Here is a 16,958-nt window from a genome sequence, read left to right on the forward strand (position 1 = left end):
TCATATATTAAAGTCATTTTTATAACTCTGCTTTTAAAAAATTAACTCATGGTTTTAAAATCCAATGTATGCTTCTATTGATTTAAAATCTTTTTACGCTTCTGCTGAATGTATTTTAAGAAACCTAAACCCCCTAACAACCAATCTCATTGTAGCAGATGAGTCAAGAACAGATAAAACTATTATTTTGGCGGTTTCACCTGCTTTAAAAGCATATCATATACCCGGTAGATTAAGACTGTTTGAGTTTAAACAAACCATTCACTCACTCAATCAAGCACGCTTAAAACAAAGCCAATACCATTCTTTTAAAGCTAAAAGTTTTGATGCAATTCAACTCGATCAAAACTTAGATTTAGAAATAGATTATATTATCGCTAAACCTAGAATGGCAACTTATATTGAATTTAGTGCTAAAATATATAGCATTTATTTAAAATATTTTGATGCTAAAGACATACATGTTTATTCTATCGATGAAGTTTTTATCGATCTTAGTTCTTACCTTGAAAAATACAAACTTTCAGCTTATGAACTACTTACCAAAGTTTTACTTGATATTTTACACACTAGTAAAATCACGGCAACAGCAGGCATAGGGACCAATCTATATCTAGCAAAAATCGCCATGGATATACTAGCCAAAAGACAAAAGGTAGATGAAAATGGCTTACTTATAGCCTTCTTAGATGAGAAGCTATATCGTTATAAAATGTGGCATCACAAGCCTTTGAAAGATTTTTGGCGTATAGGTAAAGGGATAGCTTTAAAACTTGCTAATTTCAACATTTACACCATGGGAGATCTTGCGAGATTTTCTTTAAAACACGAAGCTTTGCTTTATAAGCATTTTGGTGTTAATGCTGAACTTTTAATCGACCATGCATGGGGCATTGAAGCATGCACGATGAAAGATATCAAAAACTACAAATCACAAAATCATTCCAAAGTCATGGCTAAAGTTCTACCTTTTGCCTATGAAAACAAACAAGCAATGAAAGTTCTAAAAGAACTTGTAGATCACTTAGTACTTGAGCTTATCCAGTGTGATCTTAAAACCAATCATATCACACTAGATATACAATATGACAAAAGCAATCTAGAAAGCTCCAGCTTTTCAAACTCTTATAAAGGAACAATTATCAAAGATAGCTATGGAAGAGCTATACCTAAAAATGCCCATGGAAGTATACCCTTAGAAAATTTTACTCATTCTTTAAAAATCATCAACAAAAAAGCCTTAGAACTTTTTCACAAAATCAGTGATAAAAACTTAAGTATTCGAAAAATCAGCTTAAGTTTAAATAACATCACAGATAAAGCACAAGAAAACTACCAAGAACTAAATTTATTTAGTGATTTGAATACAATTTTACAAGAGCAAAATCAACTTGCAAAAGAAGAAAAACTCCAAAAAACTAGACTTCAAATCATGCAAAAATTTGGTAAAAATGCCATTGTTAAAGCTTCAAGTTTAGATGATGAAACCAAAGAAATCACTTCTTTGATAGGAGGTCATCATGCATGATGATTATCAAGATATAATAGACATAAAGTATCAAAAATCAAAACAATTCCCACCAATGCCAAGAGAAAAAAGAGCAGCACAATTTGCTCCATTTTCAGTCTTAAATGGTTTTAGCAAAGCTATTTTAAAAACACAAAAAGATATGGAAAAAACATTAGAAAAAAGTAAATATCAAGAAGAAAGTTGATTTTCTTCTTGAAGTTGTATTATCTTGCGTTAGAGTACTTCTCAAACTCTCCGCTTTCATCGATTTCATTACCATAAAGTTTGTGTAATTCATAGTAATATTTTACAAATTCTTTACACTCATCATTAAGTGGTAAAAATACCCCATCTTCTAAAACACAAAATTCGTCTAGATAGTTTTTTGCATCTTCTTTCAACATATAATGTTTTGCTAACTTATAATAATTTTGCATAAACACAGCCTTAAAACTCTCATATGCTTCCTCATCAAATTTAATGTTTAATTTCTCATTTGCAAAAGATAGCACCCCTGATTTAAACAACAATGATAAATGAATTAAACCTTCAGTATAATAAGGCTTAACCTCTTCTACTCTTTGCCAAGCAATCAAACCTATAGCCCTTTTAATAAGTTCATAAAATACAGGAAGTTTTAAATCATCTTCTTCATGTAAAAAGAAATTCACAAGCCCACCTGCAGTAGCTTTAAACTCTTCTATATTTTTAAACACACCACTTTCATTCATTTTCTTTTCACTATCATTTGCCACAAAGAAAATATGCCCAAACTCATGACCTATAGTGGAAACTTCATAAATTCTTTTCCATAATTTTTCATTATAAAATAAAATTTCTCTCCCATAATCTAAAAATTCTTTTTCAAATACCATAGAAGAAAGCTTCATGAAAGGTTTGGTTTTAGCATTTTCATAAACATAATTCAAAAAAGCAAAGATCTTTTTACCTGCTATATTGCTTACATATTCATCATTTGGCACTACTTGAGCAGAAAAAAGCCCCTTAAACTCTGCTCCATAAAAAATCATAGGCATACAAATATAAAGCTGGGTTTTATCAAGATTAAAATTCACCTCATCAAACAAAGCTTCATCTTCTTCATCTAAATTTGCATACACCATTGCAAAGCTTTCTTTGATTTTATCTTTAAACTCACCCCCATTAAAATCACTCACATCTTCTAAACGTATATCCCACTCAAGTGCCACTGCATGAGTATAAGAGTCTTCATAGTATTCCAAAGGATGACCAATTTGCAATGGGCATTTTACTTCCATCCATGCAAGCTCTGCTTCTTGCCATTTTTTAACCACCTCGTTATTATCTTTTTCACAAAAAGCAAATTTTAATTTTTCTATATAATCAATATAAGCATTTTTTTCATCATCTAATGCGCAATTTCTTAGTTTTTCTAAAAGTTTATCAAACTCATATTCAAGTTTTAAGACTTCATTTTCAAAAGCTTTTGCATAAGGTAAAAACCTCCAAAGAGTTCCTATTTTGACTAAAGCTCCATAGCTTCTTTCACAAATTTCGCCATCTTGATTAAGCTGATAAAGCTCATTTTGTTTTAAAAACTCCAAAGCATCACTTAAATTTGGAAATTGTTCTTTTAAAATTTTATTATTTGTATCTAAAATTTGCTTACTCCAAACAAGCTCAAAGGAATTCATCACCACGCCTATATTATGCACACCTTGAACTAAAGCCAAATAAAACTCATCAAGTAAATTTTTACTCTTAATCTCATCGATTAAATCTTGATGTTCTACCTCATAAAAGGCTCTTACTAAAGAAAAAACTTTATATTTTATTTGAGAAATTTCTTCTTCATTTAAACCTTTTTTCTCAAGCTCTTGAACTAAATTTTCTTCTTTTAAATCCACTAAACGGCGTAACATTGCCAAAACATTATTTTTTTCATTTTCAAGATTAGCTAATTCTAATGCCCTATCTATCAAAGGATGACTTTGGTTGGTTTGAAGTATATTATAAAGACTATTAATATTTTGCTTCCTATTTTTCACAATTTTTGCTATTTGCTTAAAATCATTCATATTTTACCTTTCTTTATTTTTAAAACTTAATTATAATATTTTTTTTAAAACACAAGGAGAATGTATGAAAGATATGGGAGAACCTAAGCTAAGAGTTATAGCTATGCCAAGCAACACAAACCCTGCTGGCAATATCTTTGGTGGTTGGATCATGTCGCAAATTGATCTAGCCGGGGCTATTGCTGCAAGAGAACTTTCCCCTCAAAGAGTTGTTACAGTAGCAGTGGATAAGATCATTTTTAAAGAACCAATTTTCGTAGGCGATTTAGTTTCTTGCTATGCGAAAATCATCAAAGCAGGCAATACATCCATCACCGTAGAAGTAGAAGTGGTCACTCAAAGAGCAAATGACTACGGACGTGTATACTGCATGCATGTAACTTCAGCTGTGGTAACTTATGTAAGCGTAGATAAAGATGGAAATAAATTCCCTATTGATGCGGATTTAAAAAGATTACATGGCTTTTGATAAGTTTTATTGTATTTTTAAAAAAAATTTTATATCATCACAAAAAACTTTCTAAGGCTTATATATGCGTGGATATAAAATATTTTCTGGTTCAGCAAATGAGGAATTTGCTAAAAAAATCTCAAAATACCTTTCACTGCCTCTAAGCAATGCAGGCGTGAAGCGTTTTAGTGATGGTGAAATTAGCATTCAAATCGATGAGAGCGTGCGTGGTAAAGATGTGTTTATCATACAAAGCACTTATGCTCCAACAAATGATAACCTAATGGAGCTTTTAATCATGACAGATGCATTGCGTCGCTCAAGTGCAAGCTCTATCACAGCTATCATCCCTTATTTTGGCTATGCTAGACAAGATAGAAAAGCAAGTCCTAGAGTGCCTATTACTGCAAAATTAGTAGCAAATCTTATAGAATCAGCAGGAGTAGATAGAGTAGCTACTATAGACTTACATGCTGGACAAATTCAAGGCTTTTTTGATATACCGGTGGATAATCTTTATGGAAGTATTATTTTTAATGATTATATTAAAAATAAAAACTATAAAAACCCTATCATCGCAAGTCCTGATATAGGTGGTATAGCAAGAGCTAGAAGCGTAGCAAAAGCTTTAGGGCTTGATATAGTTATAGTAGATAAAAGACGCGAAAAAGCTAATGAAAGCGAAGTAATGAACATCATCGGTGATGTAAAAGATAAAGAAGTGATTTTAGTAGATGATATCATCGATACAGCAGGAACCATAGTAAAAGCTGCTGAAGTGTTTAAAAGCAAAGGTGCAAAGTCAGTTATAGCTTGCTGTACTCACCCTGTTCTTAGTGGTGTAGCTTATGAAAGAATAGCCAAAGATGCGCTTGATGAGCTAGTAGTAACTGACACTATACCTTTAAAACAACAAATGGATAAAATCAAAGTCCTAAGCGTAGCACCTATTTTTGGTGAGGTAATACGCAGAGTTTATCACAACGAAAGTGTGAATTCTTTATTTGTATAAATTCTTTGCAAGGATTATCTTGCAAAGAAAACCTAAATCTCAAATAATTTTACAATCTCTCATTAATTAAAATTATATTTTTGCTATAATTGGTAATTTTTCAATCAAGGAGTAATCATGATTAAAAATTTAATCATAAAAATTGGCAGAACTTTGCTAGATATAATAACCATATTAAGTTTTATTTCGGCGATTGGTTATTCTATTGCGATAATGTTAACGCAAGATTTTGCAGTAGGTTTGGCATCGCTTATTGGGTTTTTTACAGTAATATTTTTAAGCTTTTTTCTAATTTATCTTATCATCGACATAAGAGATGCGTTAGTCAAGAATAATCAGCACAAGGATAATTAAACATCTAAAAAATTACAAAATAATACTCTAGTTTTTAAGAGTATTATTTTATTTCCTCATTTAAGAATTATATTATCTCCTATAAATCTATCATTTTATAAACAAAATCTACACTTTTTTATTCATAATTTTTTTATATTAAAAACAACTTAACTAGTAAAAATACAAAAAAACAATATAATTTTTATAAAAAAATTAAATTTGGTGGAGACGAGGGGAATTGAACCCCTGTCCAAAAATAAAACAACCACGGCATCTACATGTTTAGTAAAGGTGAAAACTTCATCTAGCCAAACTCACCTTCCAAAATTTCAAGCTAGACTAAGACTTTAACTTCAATCAAAACTTGTCAAATTTCAATCTACACTATCAAAAATGACCAAATTCTAAGCTAGATAGTATCACTTAAAATTCAGGCTCAACTGAACTTACGCAGCTTTAGCGTAAGCAGGAGCAAATTTAACGTTGTTTGCGTTTAATTTTAATTTGAGCTTTATACGCTTTGCTCAAAGCGACATGCCACCAAGGCCACTCTACTCCTGTCGAAGCCAAGTCGTCCCCATTATTGAGAAATTTTATCCGGAACATTTGCAATCTGAGGATTAAACACACTTAAAAAAGAAGCATTTTTTTCATAATCACTGCAATACTTATCTAGCTGTTCACCCACTAAAAACATCCAATCCACAAATTCATCACTAGCAGGGCCATCCAATTTAGCTGCTTCTTGCATAATCTCTTCACAAAATGTGCAAAAATTTGCAATCTCATCTAAATTTAGTCTTTTAGCAGCCCAAACTACATTGTGAATGTTTTGCTCTAAGTCTTTTAAGGCTTCTTTGTATTTTAAGCTATCACTGCTTAACTTTACAATCAAAGGCTCTAAAACATCGCAAAGACTTCTAAAAAAATACAAAAAACGCTCGATTTCTTCAAGCTCGTATTCTATCTCTAATTGCTCTAAAATTCCCATGAAAACTTCTATAATTTAAGTTTAAATGTTTATTTTAACAAATTTTAGATAAAATTCAAATTTTTGACAAAACAAAATTGGAAAAAGATGGATAGAATTGTAGAGATTGAAAAATTTTCCCCCGATGAAACATATGAAACTAGCTTAAGACCTTCAAATTTTGATGGTTATATAGGACAAGAAAATATTAAGAAAAATTTAGAAATTTTCATCAAAGCCGCTAAAAAAAGAAATGAATGCTTAGATCATATCCTTTTTAGTGGACCTGCAGGACTTGGCAAAACAACTTTGGCTAATATCATCTCATATGAAATGAATGCCAACATCAAAACCACCGCTGCACCTATGATAGAAAAAAGCGGGGATTTAGCTGCGATTTTAACCAATCTTAGCGAAGGGGATATTTTATTTATCGATGAAATTCATCGTTTAAGTCCTGCTATAGAAGAAGTACTTTACCCTGCCATGGAAGATTTTCGTCTTGATATTATCATTGGTAGCGGACCTGCTGCACAAACGATAAAAATCGATCTACCTAAATTTACACTCATTGGCGCTACTACAAGAGCTGGTATGCTAAGCAATCCTTTACGCGATCGCTTTGGTATGCAATTTCGTTTAGAATTTTATAAAAATGAAGAACTTGCCATCATCTTAGAAAAAGCAGCCTTAAAACTCAACAAAACTTGTGAAAAAAAAGCTTCTTTAGAGATAGCCAAACGCAGCCGTTCTACCCCAAGGATCGCATTAAGGTTGCTTAAGCGTGTTAGAGATTTTGCTGATGTTAATGATGAAGATATCATTAGCGAAAAAAGAGCTAAAGAAGCACTGGATTCTTTAGGAGTAAATGAGCTAGGTTTTGATGCAATGGACTTAAGATACCTAGAACTTTTAACCGATGCTAAAAGAAAACCTATAGGGCTTTCTAGCATAGCTGCTGCATTAAGCGAAGATGAAAACACTATCGAAGATGTGATAGAACCTTACTTGCTAGCAAATGGCTATATAGAAAGAACCGCTAAAGGTCGCATTGCGAGTTTAAAAAGCTTTGATGTGTTAAAACTAAAATATAACAAAGGTTTGTTTGATGAAAAGTAGTAACTTTTTCTTGATTAGCTTTATCTTGATCATTTTATTTTGGGTGCTTTATTTATTTAAACCCTTTTTGATGAATATCGCCATAGCGAGCTTAATGGCTGTATCTACTTCTAATGTAAATATTAAATTTCTCAACATCTTTAAAGGCAAAAAAGTTATGGCAGCCACTGCTACTACTGCATTTATGTTAGCGATGTTTTTTATACCTTTTGTTTATGCCATTATCGAATTAGCAAAAGCGGCAAAGGGTTTTGATATGAGTTATTTCCACAATACCATAGAATATTTTAAAAACTACTCTTTGCATTTACCAGAATCTTTAAGCTTTATAGAACCAAAAATCAAAGAAACCCTAGCAAGTATTGATTTAAATTCTATCTCTAAAAATATCTTAACTTATCTTTCAAGTGCAACTAAGTTAGGTACGAAATTTTTAACTGATATGGTGTTAATTTGTGTGTTTTATTTCTTTGCTAATCTCTATGGAGCCCAACTCATTGGCTATATCAAAACCATCGTCCCTATGAAAAAAGAAGAAACTCAAGGTATTTTAAGTGAGGTAAGCAATGTCATGTCTGTAGTGTTTTACTCTATGGTGCTTAATGCTATCTTACAAGGAGTGCTTTTTGCTATCATTACTAAATTTTATGGTTATGATGCGATTTTAATGGGGATATTATTTTGCTTTAGTTCTTTAATCCCTGTAGTGGGAGGGGCTTTGGTTTATGTACCTGTTTCTTTATATGAATTTGCAAACAACAATCTAAGCGGTGCTTTGTTGATTTTTATCTATAGCGTAGTGATGATATCTTTCATCGCAGATACCCTAGTAAAACCCTACATCATCAAATGGATCAATACAAAACTAGTTCAAATTCCAACACAAATCAATGAACTTTTGATTTTCTTTGCAATGATAGCAGGAATCTCAAGCTTTGGTTTTTGGGGTATTATCCTTGGACCTGCCATTTTAACTTTCTTTATCTCTACCTTAAAATTATACGTAATTTTAAAAGAAAAGCACTTTGTATAAAAAGCGATTATTTTTCAATAATCGCTAAAATTTCTTCTTCGCTTGTAAGTTTTTTATTGTATTTAATCACTAAAAATTTAGAGTTTTTATATACATCTAAAACACCATTTATATTTTTAAATACATTTAAATCATGTTTTGTTTCTAAAGACAAATAGACATTTTTAAAATCCGCTGGACTTTGCAAAAATAAAAGCAACACAAACCAAACCAAAGACAAGGCAACTAAAATAAAAGCAAGAGTAACTAAGCTAAAATGATGTAAAAAATACCCTCCTATAACACCACCCAAAAAGCTTCCAAAATAACCAAAAGCATTAAACACACCTAAAGCCGCGCCTTTTTCATTTACCTTAGCAAATTTACTCGCACAGCTTTGCATGATAGGTTCATGTAGATTAAATCCTATAAAAAATACCACAACACCCACCATAAACACTAAAGCATTGTGTGAAAAAGCAAATATAATATAAGCAATAATAAAAAATGCCACACCTAAGAGCAATATCTCTTTACTTAATCCTCTTTTTTCTCCCAAAGATCCTGATAACCCCATAGCCAAAAAGCCAAGTACCATAGAGCTAACATATACATGCCACAAATTTTCACTTGGGTAGTTAAACTCATGTACCAAAACCAAAGGTATACTCAAAAATGCGATGCTCATAAGCATTTTTTGCATACAATTAGTAAGGTTCATTAAAGCTAGATTTTTTTCTTTTAGAAGTTTTTTTAATGGAGTTTTGGTATTTTCATGTACGATTGTATGTTCTTTTGGCACAACACTAAATAAAAGCACGATACAAATTAAACTCAAAATAGCACTTAAATCAAATAAACTTGAAAGTCCAAACTTAGCACTCATTAAAGGAGAAAGCACTAAAGAGGCTGCAAAAGAAAGCCCTATAAATGACCCCATGATAGCCATCGCCTTACCACGATTTTCTTCATTGATAAAATCACTTATCATGGCAGTAGCTACTGCACCTATAGCCCCTGCTCCTTGTAGTAATCTTCCAAACATCATCGTATAAATATCATCTGCATATGAACACACCAAAGAACCTATGATAAACACGATAAGCCCTATTAGCATAGTTTTCTTACGCCCTATTTTATCCGAAATGATTCCAAAAGGAACTTGCAAAGCCATTTGAGTGAGAGCATATACTCCTACCAAAAGTCCCACTAAAAACTCATTAGCTCCTTTTAAATTTAAAGCATATAAACTTAAAACCGGCAAAACTATAAATAATCCAAAAAATCTAGTCCCTACAATAAAGGACAAAGGCAAAACTGTTTTAAGCATTTTTTTCTCCTTATAAAGGATAATTTTACTATGATTTTGATAAACTTTTTTTAAAGTCTAAACAAAAAGAGTAATTTATGAAAAAAAAATTAAAAATAGTTTTAGCTACTTCCAATACACATAAAATAGAAGAAATTAAGAAATTTTTAACTACTTATGAAATTTATGCATTGAATGAAGTCATCACTCCTTTTGAAATCATCGAAGATGGCGCAAGCTTTAAAGAAAACGCTTTGATAAAATCTAAGGCTATTTTTAATGCTCTAGGTAACAAACAAGATGAATTTATCACCTTAAGCGATGATAGTGGCATTAGCGTAGAAGCTTTAGACAATGCACCAGGGATTTTTTCTGCAAGATACTCTCAAGAAGGCACTGATGAGGCCAATAGAAACAAACTCATTCAAGCCTTGCATGAAAAAAATTTACATCAAAGTAAAGCATTTTACACCGCAGCTATAGCTATAAGCTCAAAATACGGACATTTTACTACCCATGGATATATGCATGGACTTGTCATTGACACATTAAGAGGAAGTAATGGTTTTGGTTATGATCCTTTATTTATCCCAAAAGGTTTTGATAAAACCTTAGGAGAATTAAAAGAACAAGTTAAACTAGCCATATCACATCGTTCTCAAGCTTTAATGTTTTCTACTTACATTTTAAGAGTACTTGAAAAAATAGCATTTTAAAAAGCAATTCATCAAGTACTTTTTATATTTTAGCATTAATGTGCTTTGGTTTTTGATTTATTGTAATTTTGCTTAAAATAATGATAAGTCAAAATAAAACTTGGCAACAAAAAGAGCGATCCAAGCAAAAGTAAACTCATCGCCAAAACCGTAAGTAAGCCAAAATATATCGTTGGGATAAAATTACTACTTACCATTACCAAAAAGCCTAGAATAATCGTAACACTCGTGTAATAAATCGCACTTCCTATGCCAAGATGAGAAGCCTTTATAGCCTCTTCTAAACTCTTATGCTTTAACTCTTCTTTAAAACGGTAAATATAATGAATCATATCATCAACTCCTATCCCTATACAAATAGCAGCGATGGTAATACTCATAATATCAAGCGGTATATTTAAAATTCCCATTAAGCCAAACACCAAAGCCAAAGGTATGAGATTAGCTAAAATTGCAACAAAAGCATAAACAAAACTTCTAAAAATCACCACAAATAAAGCAAAAATCACAAGCACTACAAAAGCTAGAGTATCAAACTGCGAAGAAAAAAGACTTTGAAGCATGTTGTTATACAAAGGCATTATGCCACTAATTTGCACTTGCACATTGTCATTTTGTAAAAGCTCGTTTAGGTCTTTTTCAAGCTGCTTTAAAAAGACATCGCGTCTTAAATTTGGATCGCTATCTAACATACGCACACTAAATCTTAACTCATTATTTTCCACACTAACAAAAGGAGTTAAAACCTGCTTTTTAAAACTCTCATCTAAATTTTCATACAAAAAAGCCAAAGCAAAATCATCTAAAGGCTTGCCATTATTAATGCTTTTGCCAAGTTCTAGTAAACTTTCTAAACTTAACACAGAACCTACGTATTTTTGTTTACTCAAAAACCCATGTACTTTAGCAGCTATTCTTGTTTTTTCACTACTAAAAAAATACCTATCATCTTTAGCTAGATCATCAAATTCTTGCTCAAACTCATCAGTACTTTGTTGGTGTTGCTTTTCTTGTTTAAAGCGAACAATCACATCTAAAGGCATAGTCCCACCCAAGTCTTTATCGATAACTAGCAAACCTTGTTTAATTCTAGAACTATCTTTAAAATAACTCACAAAGCTATTTTCTACTTTAATTTGAGCAATACCCCATAAAGCAAACACTACACATAAAACACTAATACCGTAAATGATTTTTCTATGTTTTAAGCTTGCATTTGCACAAAAATTTAAAAAACAAAGCGAGCTTTGATTAAGCTTTTTAAATTCTAAACGCGGCATTAACACCAAAATACTAGCAAAATACACATAAGCTAAAATCAAACTCACACTTATACCAAGACTCATCATTATACCAAGTTTGATGATAGGCTCAATATCTGAAAAAACAAAACTTAAAAATCCAACAACCGTGGTTAAAATAGCAAAAAAACTCGGCTTTGCTTTGTCTAGTAAAGTTGAAAGAAGTATTTTATAGACACTAGACTTTGGATGTTTTTGTAAATTTTCTATAAAATGTACGATTAAATGAATCACAATAGAAACAGTTATGATCAATACCAAAGCTACATAATTTGAAGAAACCACAGTGATATCAAAACCCAAAAGCGCAAAAATTCCACTAGAACTAAAAAGAGAAAGCAGACAAATCCCCAAAGCCAAAAATACTAAACGCAAAGAGCCAAAAAACCACCAAAGTGCAACAAATAAAAGTCCAATTAAACTAAGTCCATAAATTTTCAAATCGCTTTTAACATAATTAATCATATCATTAGCGATCATTTCAACGCCACCAAGATGTAGAAAATCACCATTTTGACTATATTGTGCCACTAGTGCATTGATTTCATGTAGTCTTTGAGCGCTGAATTTTCTTGAATACTCTTGATGTTCTTTTATCAAAACTCTAAGCTGGTGCTTTTCTTTTTCATCTTTTAACTCATCTCTTGTGTGAACTAAGGCATTATATGCAAGATCAGGTGCAAGATAGATCAAAATTCCTGTCGTTTTTCCATCTTTTGAAATGATATTGTTTCTATAAAAAGGATGATTTAAAATTTCTTTTTTAGCTAGTGCAATATCCACGTCTTGGCTAAAAATATTAGGAATATCTTGAATAATTTCTTTTAATTCTTTCCCCTTAGAACTTGTAAGCAAAGGAGCATTAGCGATAGAAAAAACTTTCTCCACTCCGTTGATTTTTGACAAAGCTTGAGTTAAATTTTTGATTTTATCTAAATTAACTTGGTCAAATATATCCCCTTGTTTGGGGCTAAAAGCAAGCATTAAAAAGTTATCATTACCATAACGTGTTGAAACTTCTCTATATAATTTCAAACCCTCATCATGCTCTAAAAGCAAGCTTTCAGCACTAGCATCTACACTTAAATTTTTTGCGAAAAATCCAAAAAAAACACAAAAAATCAAAGCAAAGCCCAAAGTTAATTTTGGGAAATTTAAAAAAACTTTTAAAATTCTACTTAGCATTATTTAGAAAAATCAACACTAGAAAGCTTTTCAAGTAAGGTCTTAAAGTCACCATTTTGTAAGACATCTTTAAACTGCGAACGATAAGTTTGAACGATACTTATGCCAAAAATATCCACATCATAAATTTGCCAATCATTGTTTTTGTCATAAAATTTAAAAGTCACAAAATTTTCTTTACCATCTACTAACATTGATGTTTTTAAAAAAGCTCTTTTATTTTTTTCTTCTAAAGCAACAACTTTTAATTTTTGCGAATCATACAAAGCAAGCTTGTCTGTGAAGCTTTTTTTAAGATTTTTTTCAAAAGCTTGATTAAATTGTGTTTTTTCTGCTGAATTTAATTTTTCATATCTAGTAGAAAGACTAAGTTTGGCCATTAATTCATAATCAAAAACACCATCAAAAAGAGCAAAGATTTCATCTGCTGCTTTGTTTTTATTGTTTTTATTTTGATCTAAAATTTTTAAACTTTCATCAATTTTTTCTTGCATAGTTTTAGAGATATCTTGCAAATTTAAAGCAAAAGCAAATGCCACACTACAAAGTAAAACTATGATTTTTTTCATTTTTTCTCCTTATTTGATCAACTCTTGGCGTCTTTGCTCATACGCATCACGTATAAAAGTGTAATAATCCACACTATTTTGATAAACATCATCGATTTTTTCATGTTCAAAGCTTAATTCATTTAATCTTAATGCAGCATTCACACTAGCACCTAGCCAAAAATTCTTAATATACCCCTCAGGTACCATAAACCAATTAACCGGCAAGGCTAAACTATCTCGCAAATTAGAAGGACCAATCAATGGCAATACCAAATGCGGCCCACTTCCCATACCCCATTTGCCCAAAGTAGTTCCAAAATCTGCCTCATAACTTCTCAAAGATGTCTTACTTGCACTATCTAACAAGCCAAGACCAAAAATGACATTAACACAAAATCTCCCAAATTCTTCTCCTGCTTTTTTAAATTCTAAAGTCAAAAGATGATTGATCATTCTAAAAGGCGATCTTGTTGTATCAAATGCATTTTTTACCCCTGTTCTTACAAAAGTAGGCGTTACACTCTTATAAGAAAGTACAACTGGTCTTAAAAGATACATATAAAGGTCATAATTAAACTTGCTCATAGCTTTATTGTAAGTATAAAAACCATCTTTGACTTCTTTTTTTTGATACTCTTGCTCAAAATCTTCAAAGTCGCTAGCAAAAACCAAGGTATTTAAAAACAAAAATACAGACAATAAGTATTTTAACAAAACCCATTCCTTTGTGAAAATCTCTTAGTTTAGATTACATCAATTATACAAAAATTCATATAAATTTTTATATTAAAATAAATTTTTAAATATTCTTTATAAAAATAAAAAATTTTTATTTATTGATAAAATAAGTCTTGAAAAATATGCAAAAAATAAAAATTTATTTTTGCATTCAAAAATAAGCTATAATTTTTTTAAATTTACAACCAAAAGGATTAAAATGAAAAAAATTTTCGCCTTACTTTTTTTATGTATTTTTGGCTATGGAGCCGATGTAAACATCGCAGCAGCTGCAAATGTAGCCTATGCATTTAAAGCCTTGCAAAAAGAATTTCAAAAAGAAAATCCAGATATTAGCGTCAATGTAAGTTTAGGTGCTAGTGGAAATTTGGTTGCACAGATTAAAAATGGAGCTCCATTTGATATTTTTATGGCTGCAAATATGAAATTTGCTCAAAGCTTATATGATGATCATTTTGCTAGCACCAAACCTGTTATCTACGCACAAGGTGCTTTAGCGCTACTTACTTTAAGAGTGCAAAATGTGGATTTAAGTAAAGGATTAAACGCACTCAATGATGAAAAAGTTAAAATTATCTCCATTGCCAATCCCAAAGCAGCACCCTATGGCCAAGCTAGTATAGAAGCTTTACAAAATGCTAAAATTTATAAACAAACAAGAGCTAAAATCATCGAAGCTAAGTCTATCGGGGAGGCTCTTACTCAAACACTTAAAGCAGCTGATGTGGGTTTTATAGCAGCAAGCGCTTTACATGAAAATGCAATGAAATCTTACAAACTTCAAGAAGGTAAAAATTATATTTTAATCGATCCAAAACTCTATGATCCAATCAATCAAGGCATTGTTATCACTTCTTATGGTAAAGACAATGCTAAGGCAAAGAAATTTTATGATTTTATCCTAAGCGATAAAGCTAAGCAAATTTTCAAAGCTTATGGCTATAATATCCCATGATTAAAGCCAAAATTCATTCTATTCAAAATCATGACAATATAAACTGGGTGGAATTTTTTGCCCAAAAACACAAATTATACATGCTTGCTTTAGAACTTGATGAAAAAGCAAGCATTGATCAAGAAGTTGTGTTAGCTTTTAAAAGTAGTGAATGTTTACTAAGCAAAATAAACCTAGCTAATACATTTTTAAACACTCTTCATGCAAAAATCATAGATATTTTTCAAGGACAAATCATCACTGTTATAAGATTAGAAAGTGAAATTTGCACCTTTGAAACCCAAATAAGCACTTTTGAATTTTTAGAACAAGTATATCAAAAAAATGATTTTGTATTTGCTTATATTCATCCTAGTGCTTTATTTATCAAAGAGTATGTATGTTAAAAATCCATTGTGAAAAAAAATTCAAAAACAAAGAATTTCATCTTAAAATTAATTTTGAAGTCAAAGAAGGTGAGTTTTGCGCTATCTTTGGAAAAAGTGGGAGTGGAAAAACTACGCTTTTGAGAATTTTAGCTGGTTTTGAAAAAGCACAAGGAAGTTGTATTTTTCGTGATAAGATATTTTTTGATGAAAAAAATTTCTTAAGCCCACAAAAAAGACAACTTGGTTTTGTTTTTCAAGACTATGCTTTGTTTGAAAATATGAATGTAGAACAAAATCTACTATATGCTAAAAAAGATCTTGAATTTGCAAATGAGCTTTTAGATCTTTTGGATTTAAATCAGCACAGAAAAAGTCACATTCAAGAACTAAGCGGGGGACAAAAACAACGCGTGGCTTTAGCAAGAGCCATTATGCAAAGACCAAAGCTTTTACTTTTAGATGAGCCATTTAGTGCTTTAGATAATGAAATCAAACAACGCTTACAAGATTATCTTTTAAACATTCACAAAACTTACAAAATCACCACCATTTTAATCAGCCATGATGTAAGTGAAGTTTATAAACTAGCCAATAAAGTCATCATTTTAGAAAATGGAGCCATCATAAAAGAAGGCACTCCTAATGAAGTTTTTTTAAAAACGCAAGGTTCTCAGAAATTTGCTATCAAAGCCCGTATCTTAAAACTGCAAAAACAAGATAGTATTTTTGTTGCTATTCTTGCCATAGGAAACCAAATCACTCAAGTTGTCTTAAGTCCTTTAGAAGCAAAAAATTTCAAAGAAAACGATGAGGTACTTCTAAGCCAAAAAGCTTTTACACTTAACCTAGCCAAAATATGATAAAATACGCTAATTATAACATTCTAGGGCGATAAATGACTTATGGATTTTTTATCTTAAAATTCTATACAAGCTTATGGACTCCATGGAAAGTAAGACTATCTTGTGGTTATTTTATAGCTCCTACTGCACCGCCTTTTATTCTTTTATAATTTAATTTATTTTAACTGATAAAGGAATAAAAATGCATTGGTTTGTTTTAGCGATGAGTATAATTTTTGAGGTAATTGCAACTAGTTCTATGAAATACGCAAGTATAAGTAAAAATAATCTTTATTTGATTGTTTTTGCAATATTTTTTTCTTTTTCATTAGTAGGTTTATTTTACGCTTTAAAGAAAATTGATCTTAGTGTTGCGTATGCAACTTGGGCTGGATGTGGTTTAGCACTTGTTAGTGTGGTTGGATTTTTAGTTTTTAAAGAAGCCATAACGCTTAATAAGATTATTTTTATTATTTTAATCATCACTGGAGTTGTGGGGTTAAAACTTAGTGCTTAAGCCTTT

Annotated in this window: 18 protein-coding genes and 1 other RNA gene; 12 read left to right on the forward strand and 7 right to left on the reverse strand. The window is 31.0% G+C overall.

The window, feature by feature from the left end:
* The first annotated feature begins 64 nt into the window (after nucleotides 1–64).
* Together A0083_RS06615 and A0083_RS06620 are read left to right on the forward strand one after the other, a co-directional pair.
* Nucleotides 65–1,528: a Y-family DNA polymerase gene (locus tag A0083_RS06615; protein WP_197552942.1), complete on the forward strand. Its 1,464-nt coding sequence runs from the start codon at nucleotides 65–67 to the stop codon at nucleotides 1,526–1,528.
* The gene (locus A0083_RS06620) at nucleotides 1,521–1,715 is read left to right on the forward strand and encodes a hypothetical protein (RefSeq protein WP_197552944.1); all 195 of its coding nucleotides are present in this window, start codon (nucleotides 1,521–1,523) and stop codon (nucleotides 1,713–1,715) included. The genes A0083_RS06615 and A0083_RS06620 overlap by 8 nt, the downstream gene beginning before the upstream one ends.
* Before the next feature lie 19 nt (nucleotides 1,716–1,734).
* On the opposite strand, the gene ciaB is transcribed toward A0083_RS06620, so the two are convergent.
* The gene (gene ciaB / locus A0083_RS06625; RefSeq protein ID WP_197552946.1) at nucleotides 1,735–3,570 is read right to left on the reverse strand and encodes an invasion protein CiaB; all 1,836 of its coding nucleotides are present in this window, start codon (nucleotides 3,568–3,570) and stop codon (nucleotides 1,735–1,737) included.
* Between the two features lie 64 nt (nucleotides 3,571–3,634).
* On the opposite strand from ciaB, the gene A0083_RS06630 reads away from it, so the two are divergent.
* From A0083_RS06630 to A0083_RS06640, 3 genes are all read left to right on the forward strand, one after another.
* Nucleotides 3,635–4,039 (forward strand): acyl-CoA thioesterase, encoded by a 405-nt coding sequence (locus A0083_RS06630; protein WP_039626910.1) that lies wholly within the window; start codon nucleotides 3,635–3,637, stop codon nucleotides 4,037–4,039.
* A gap of 64 nt (nucleotides 4,040–4,103) precedes the next feature.
* Nucleotides 4,104–5,033 (forward strand): ribose-phosphate pyrophosphokinase, encoded by a 930-nt coding sequence (locus A0083_RS06635; RefSeq protein ID WP_197552948.1) that lies wholly within the window; start codon nucleotides 4,104–4,106, stop codon nucleotides 5,031–5,033.
* A gap of 117 nt (nucleotides 5,034–5,150) precedes the next feature.
* Entirely contained in the window at nucleotides 5,151–5,387 is a 237-nt protein-coding gene (locus A0083_RS06640; protein ID WP_197552950.1) for a hypothetical protein, read from the forward strand.
* 202 nt (nucleotides 5,388–5,589) lie between these two features.
* Here the strand turns inward: A0083_RS06640 and ssrA are convergent.
* Both ssrA and A0083_RS06650 read right to left on the reverse strand, forming a co-directional pair.
* Nucleotides 5,590–5,948: a transfer-messenger RNA gene (gene ssrA, locus A0083_RS06645) on the reverse strand.
* A 1-nt stretch (nucleotide 5,949) separates the two neighbouring features.
* Nucleotides 5,950–6,360: a histidine phosphotransferase gene (locus A0083_RS06650; RefSeq protein ID WP_120759948.1), complete on the reverse strand. Its 411-nt coding sequence runs from the start codon at nucleotides 6,358–6,360 to the stop codon at nucleotides 5,950–5,952.
* An 87-nt stretch (nucleotides 6,361–6,447) separates the two neighbouring features.
* Between A0083_RS06650 and ruvB the strand changes: the two genes are divergently transcribed.
* Both ruvB and A0083_RS06660 read left to right on the forward strand, forming a co-directional pair.
* Entirely contained in the window at nucleotides 6,448–7,458 is a 1,011-nt protein-coding gene (gene ruvB / locus A0083_RS06655) for a Holliday junction branch migration DNA helicase RuvB (protein ID WP_120759950.1), read from the forward strand.
* Nucleotides 7,448–8,491 (forward strand): AI-2E family transporter, encoded by a 1,044-nt coding sequence (locus A0083_RS06660; RefSeq protein ID WP_197552952.1) that lies wholly within the window; start codon nucleotides 7,448–7,450, stop codon nucleotides 8,489–8,491. The genes ruvB and A0083_RS06660 overlap by 11 nt, the downstream gene beginning before the upstream one ends.
* 7 nt (nucleotides 8,492–8,498) lie before the next feature.
* On the opposite strand, the gene A0083_RS06665 is transcribed toward A0083_RS06660, so the two are convergent.
* A complete protein-coding gene (locus A0083_RS06665; RefSeq protein WP_197552954.1) occupies nucleotides 8,499–9,800 on the reverse strand; it encodes an MFS transporter in 1,302 nt (433 codons plus the stop codon).
* A 77-nt stretch (nucleotides 9,801–9,877) separates the two neighbouring features.
* Here A0083_RS06665 and A0083_RS06670 point away from each other — a divergent pair, with 77 nt between their 5' ends.
* Nucleotides 9,878–10,495, forward strand: coding sequence for a non-canonical purine NTP pyrophosphatase (locus A0083_RS06670; protein WP_197552956.1), 618 nt, complete (start codon nucleotides 9,878–9,880; stop codon nucleotides 10,493–10,495).
* 35 nt (nucleotides 10,496–10,530) lie between these two features.
* Here A0083_RS06670 and A0083_RS06675 read toward each other — a convergent pair whose 3' ends face one another.
* From A0083_RS06675 to A0083_RS06685, 3 genes are read right to left on the reverse strand one after another with little or no spacing between them, the layout of a single operon-like run.
* On the reverse strand, nucleotides 10,531–12,981 hold the full coding sequence (locus tag A0083_RS06675; RefSeq protein WP_197552958.1) for an efflux RND transporter permease subunit: 2,451 nt from the start codon (nucleotides 12,979–12,981) through the stop codon (nucleotides 10,531–10,533).
* Nucleotides 12,981–13,550, reverse strand: coding sequence for a Tgt2/MlaC family protein (locus tag A0083_RS06680; RefSeq protein ID WP_197552960.1), 570 nt, complete (start codon nucleotides 13,548–13,550; stop codon nucleotides 12,981–12,983). The genes A0083_RS06675 and A0083_RS06680 overlap by 1 nt, the downstream gene beginning before the upstream one ends.
* A gap of 9 nt (nucleotides 13,551–13,559) precedes the next feature.
* The gene (locus A0083_RS06685; RefSeq protein WP_197552962.1) at nucleotides 13,560–14,246 is read right to left on the reverse strand and encodes an MlaA family lipoprotein; all 687 of its coding nucleotides are present in this window, start codon (nucleotides 14,244–14,246) and stop codon (nucleotides 13,560–13,562) included.
* Between the two features lie 223 nt (nucleotides 14,247–14,469).
* On the opposite strand from A0083_RS06685, the gene modA reads away from it, so the two are divergent.
* The 4 genes from modA to A0083_RS06705 all read left to right on the forward strand — a co-directional run bounded on the left by modA (nucleotide 14,470) and on the right by A0083_RS06705 (nucleotide 16,952).
* Nucleotides 14,470–15,225, forward strand: a complete 756-nt coding sequence (gene modA, locus A0083_RS06690) for a molybdate ABC transporter substrate-binding protein (RefSeq protein WP_120759961.1) — start codon at nucleotides 14,470–14,472, stop codon at nucleotides 15,223–15,225.
* Nucleotides 15,222–15,611: a hypothetical protein gene (locus A0083_RS06695; RefSeq protein ID WP_197552964.1), complete on the forward strand. Its 390-nt coding sequence runs from the start codon at nucleotides 15,222–15,224 to the stop codon at nucleotides 15,609–15,611. Before modA ends, A0083_RS06695 begins: the two co-directional genes overlap by 4 nt.
* Nucleotides 15,605–16,453: an ABC transporter ATP-binding protein gene (locus A0083_RS06700; RefSeq protein ID WP_197552966.1), complete on the forward strand. Its 849-nt coding sequence runs from the start codon at nucleotides 15,605–15,607 to the stop codon at nucleotides 16,451–16,453. The genes A0083_RS06695 and A0083_RS06700 overlap by 7 nt, the downstream gene beginning before the upstream one ends.
* A gap of 184 nt (nucleotides 16,454–16,637) precedes the next feature.
* On the forward strand, nucleotides 16,638–16,952 hold the full coding sequence (locus A0083_RS06705; protein ID WP_197552968.1) for a DMT family transporter: 315 nt from the start codon (nucleotides 16,638–16,640) through the stop codon (nucleotides 16,950–16,952).
* The last annotated feature ends 6 nt before the right edge of the window (nucleotides 16,953–16,958 follow it).

The organism is Campylobacter sp. 2014D-0216, from assembly GCF_014931215.1.
Classification (GTDB): Bacteria; Campylobacterota; Campylobacteria; order Campylobacterales; family Campylobacteraceae; genus Campylobacter_D.

Excerpts from the sequence above, each read along its gene's own strand:
- A0083_RS06615 (WP_197552942.1), top strand. The coding sequence starts at position 65 with ATGTATGCTTCTATTGATTTAAAATCTTTTTACGCTTCTGCTGAATGT.
- A0083_RS06620 (WP_197552944.1), top strand. The coding sequence starts at position 1,521 with ATGCATGATGATTATCAAGATATAATAGACATAAAGTATCAAAAATCA.
- ciaB (WP_197552946.1), bottom strand. The coding sequence starts at position 3,570 with ATGAATGATTTTAAGCAAATAGCAAAAATTGTGAAAAATAGGAAGCAA.
- A0083_RS06630 (WP_039626910.1), top strand. The coding sequence starts at position 3,635 with ATGAAAGATATGGGAGAACCTAAGCTAAGAGTTATAGCTATGCCAAGC.
- A0083_RS06635 (WP_197552948.1), top strand. The coding sequence starts at position 4,104 with ATGCGTGGATATAAAATATTTTCTGGTTCAGCAAATGAGGAATTTGCT.
- A0083_RS06640 (WP_197552950.1), top strand. The coding sequence starts at position 5,151 with ATGATTAAAAATTTAATCATAAAAATTGGCAGAACTTTGCTAGATATA.
- A0083_RS06650 (WP_120759948.1), bottom strand. The coding sequence starts at position 6,360 with ATGGGAATTTTAGAGCAATTAGAGATAGAATACGAGCTTGAAGAAATC.
- ruvB (WP_120759950.1), top strand. The coding sequence starts at position 6,448 with ATGGATAGAATTGTAGAGATTGAAAAATTTTCCCCCGATGAAACATAT.
- A0083_RS06660 (WP_197552952.1), top strand. The coding sequence starts at position 7,448 with ATGAAAAGTAGTAACTTTTTCTTGATTAGCTTTATCTTGATCATTTTA.
- A0083_RS06665 (WP_197552954.1), bottom strand. The coding sequence starts at position 9,800 with ATGCTTAAAACAGTTTTGCCTTTGTCCTTTATTGTAGGGACTAGATTT.
- A0083_RS06670 (WP_197552956.1), top strand. The coding sequence starts at position 9,878 with ATGAAAAAAAAATTAAAAATAGTTTTAGCTACTTCCAATACACATAAA.
- A0083_RS06675 (WP_197552958.1), bottom strand. The coding sequence starts at position 12,981 with ATGCTAAGTAGAATTTTAAAAGTTTTTTTAAATTTCCCAAAATTAACT.
- A0083_RS06680 (WP_197552960.1), bottom strand. The coding sequence starts at position 13,550 with ATGAAAAAAATCATAGTTTTACTTTGTAGTGTGGCATTTGCTTTTGCT.
- modA (WP_120759961.1), top strand. The coding sequence starts at position 14,470 with ATGAAAAAAATTTTCGCCTTACTTTTTTTATGTATTTTTGGCTATGGA.
- A0083_RS06695 (WP_197552964.1), top strand. The coding sequence starts at position 15,222 with ATGATTAAAGCCAAAATTCATTCTATTCAAAATCATGACAATATAAAC.
- A0083_RS06700 (WP_197552966.1), top strand. The coding sequence starts at position 15,605 with ATGTTAAAAATCCATTGTGAAAAAAAATTCAAAAACAAAGAATTTCAT.
- A0083_RS06705 (WP_197552968.1), top strand. The coding sequence starts at position 16,638 with ATGCATTGGTTTGTTTTAGCGATGAGTATAATTTTTGAGGTAATTGCA.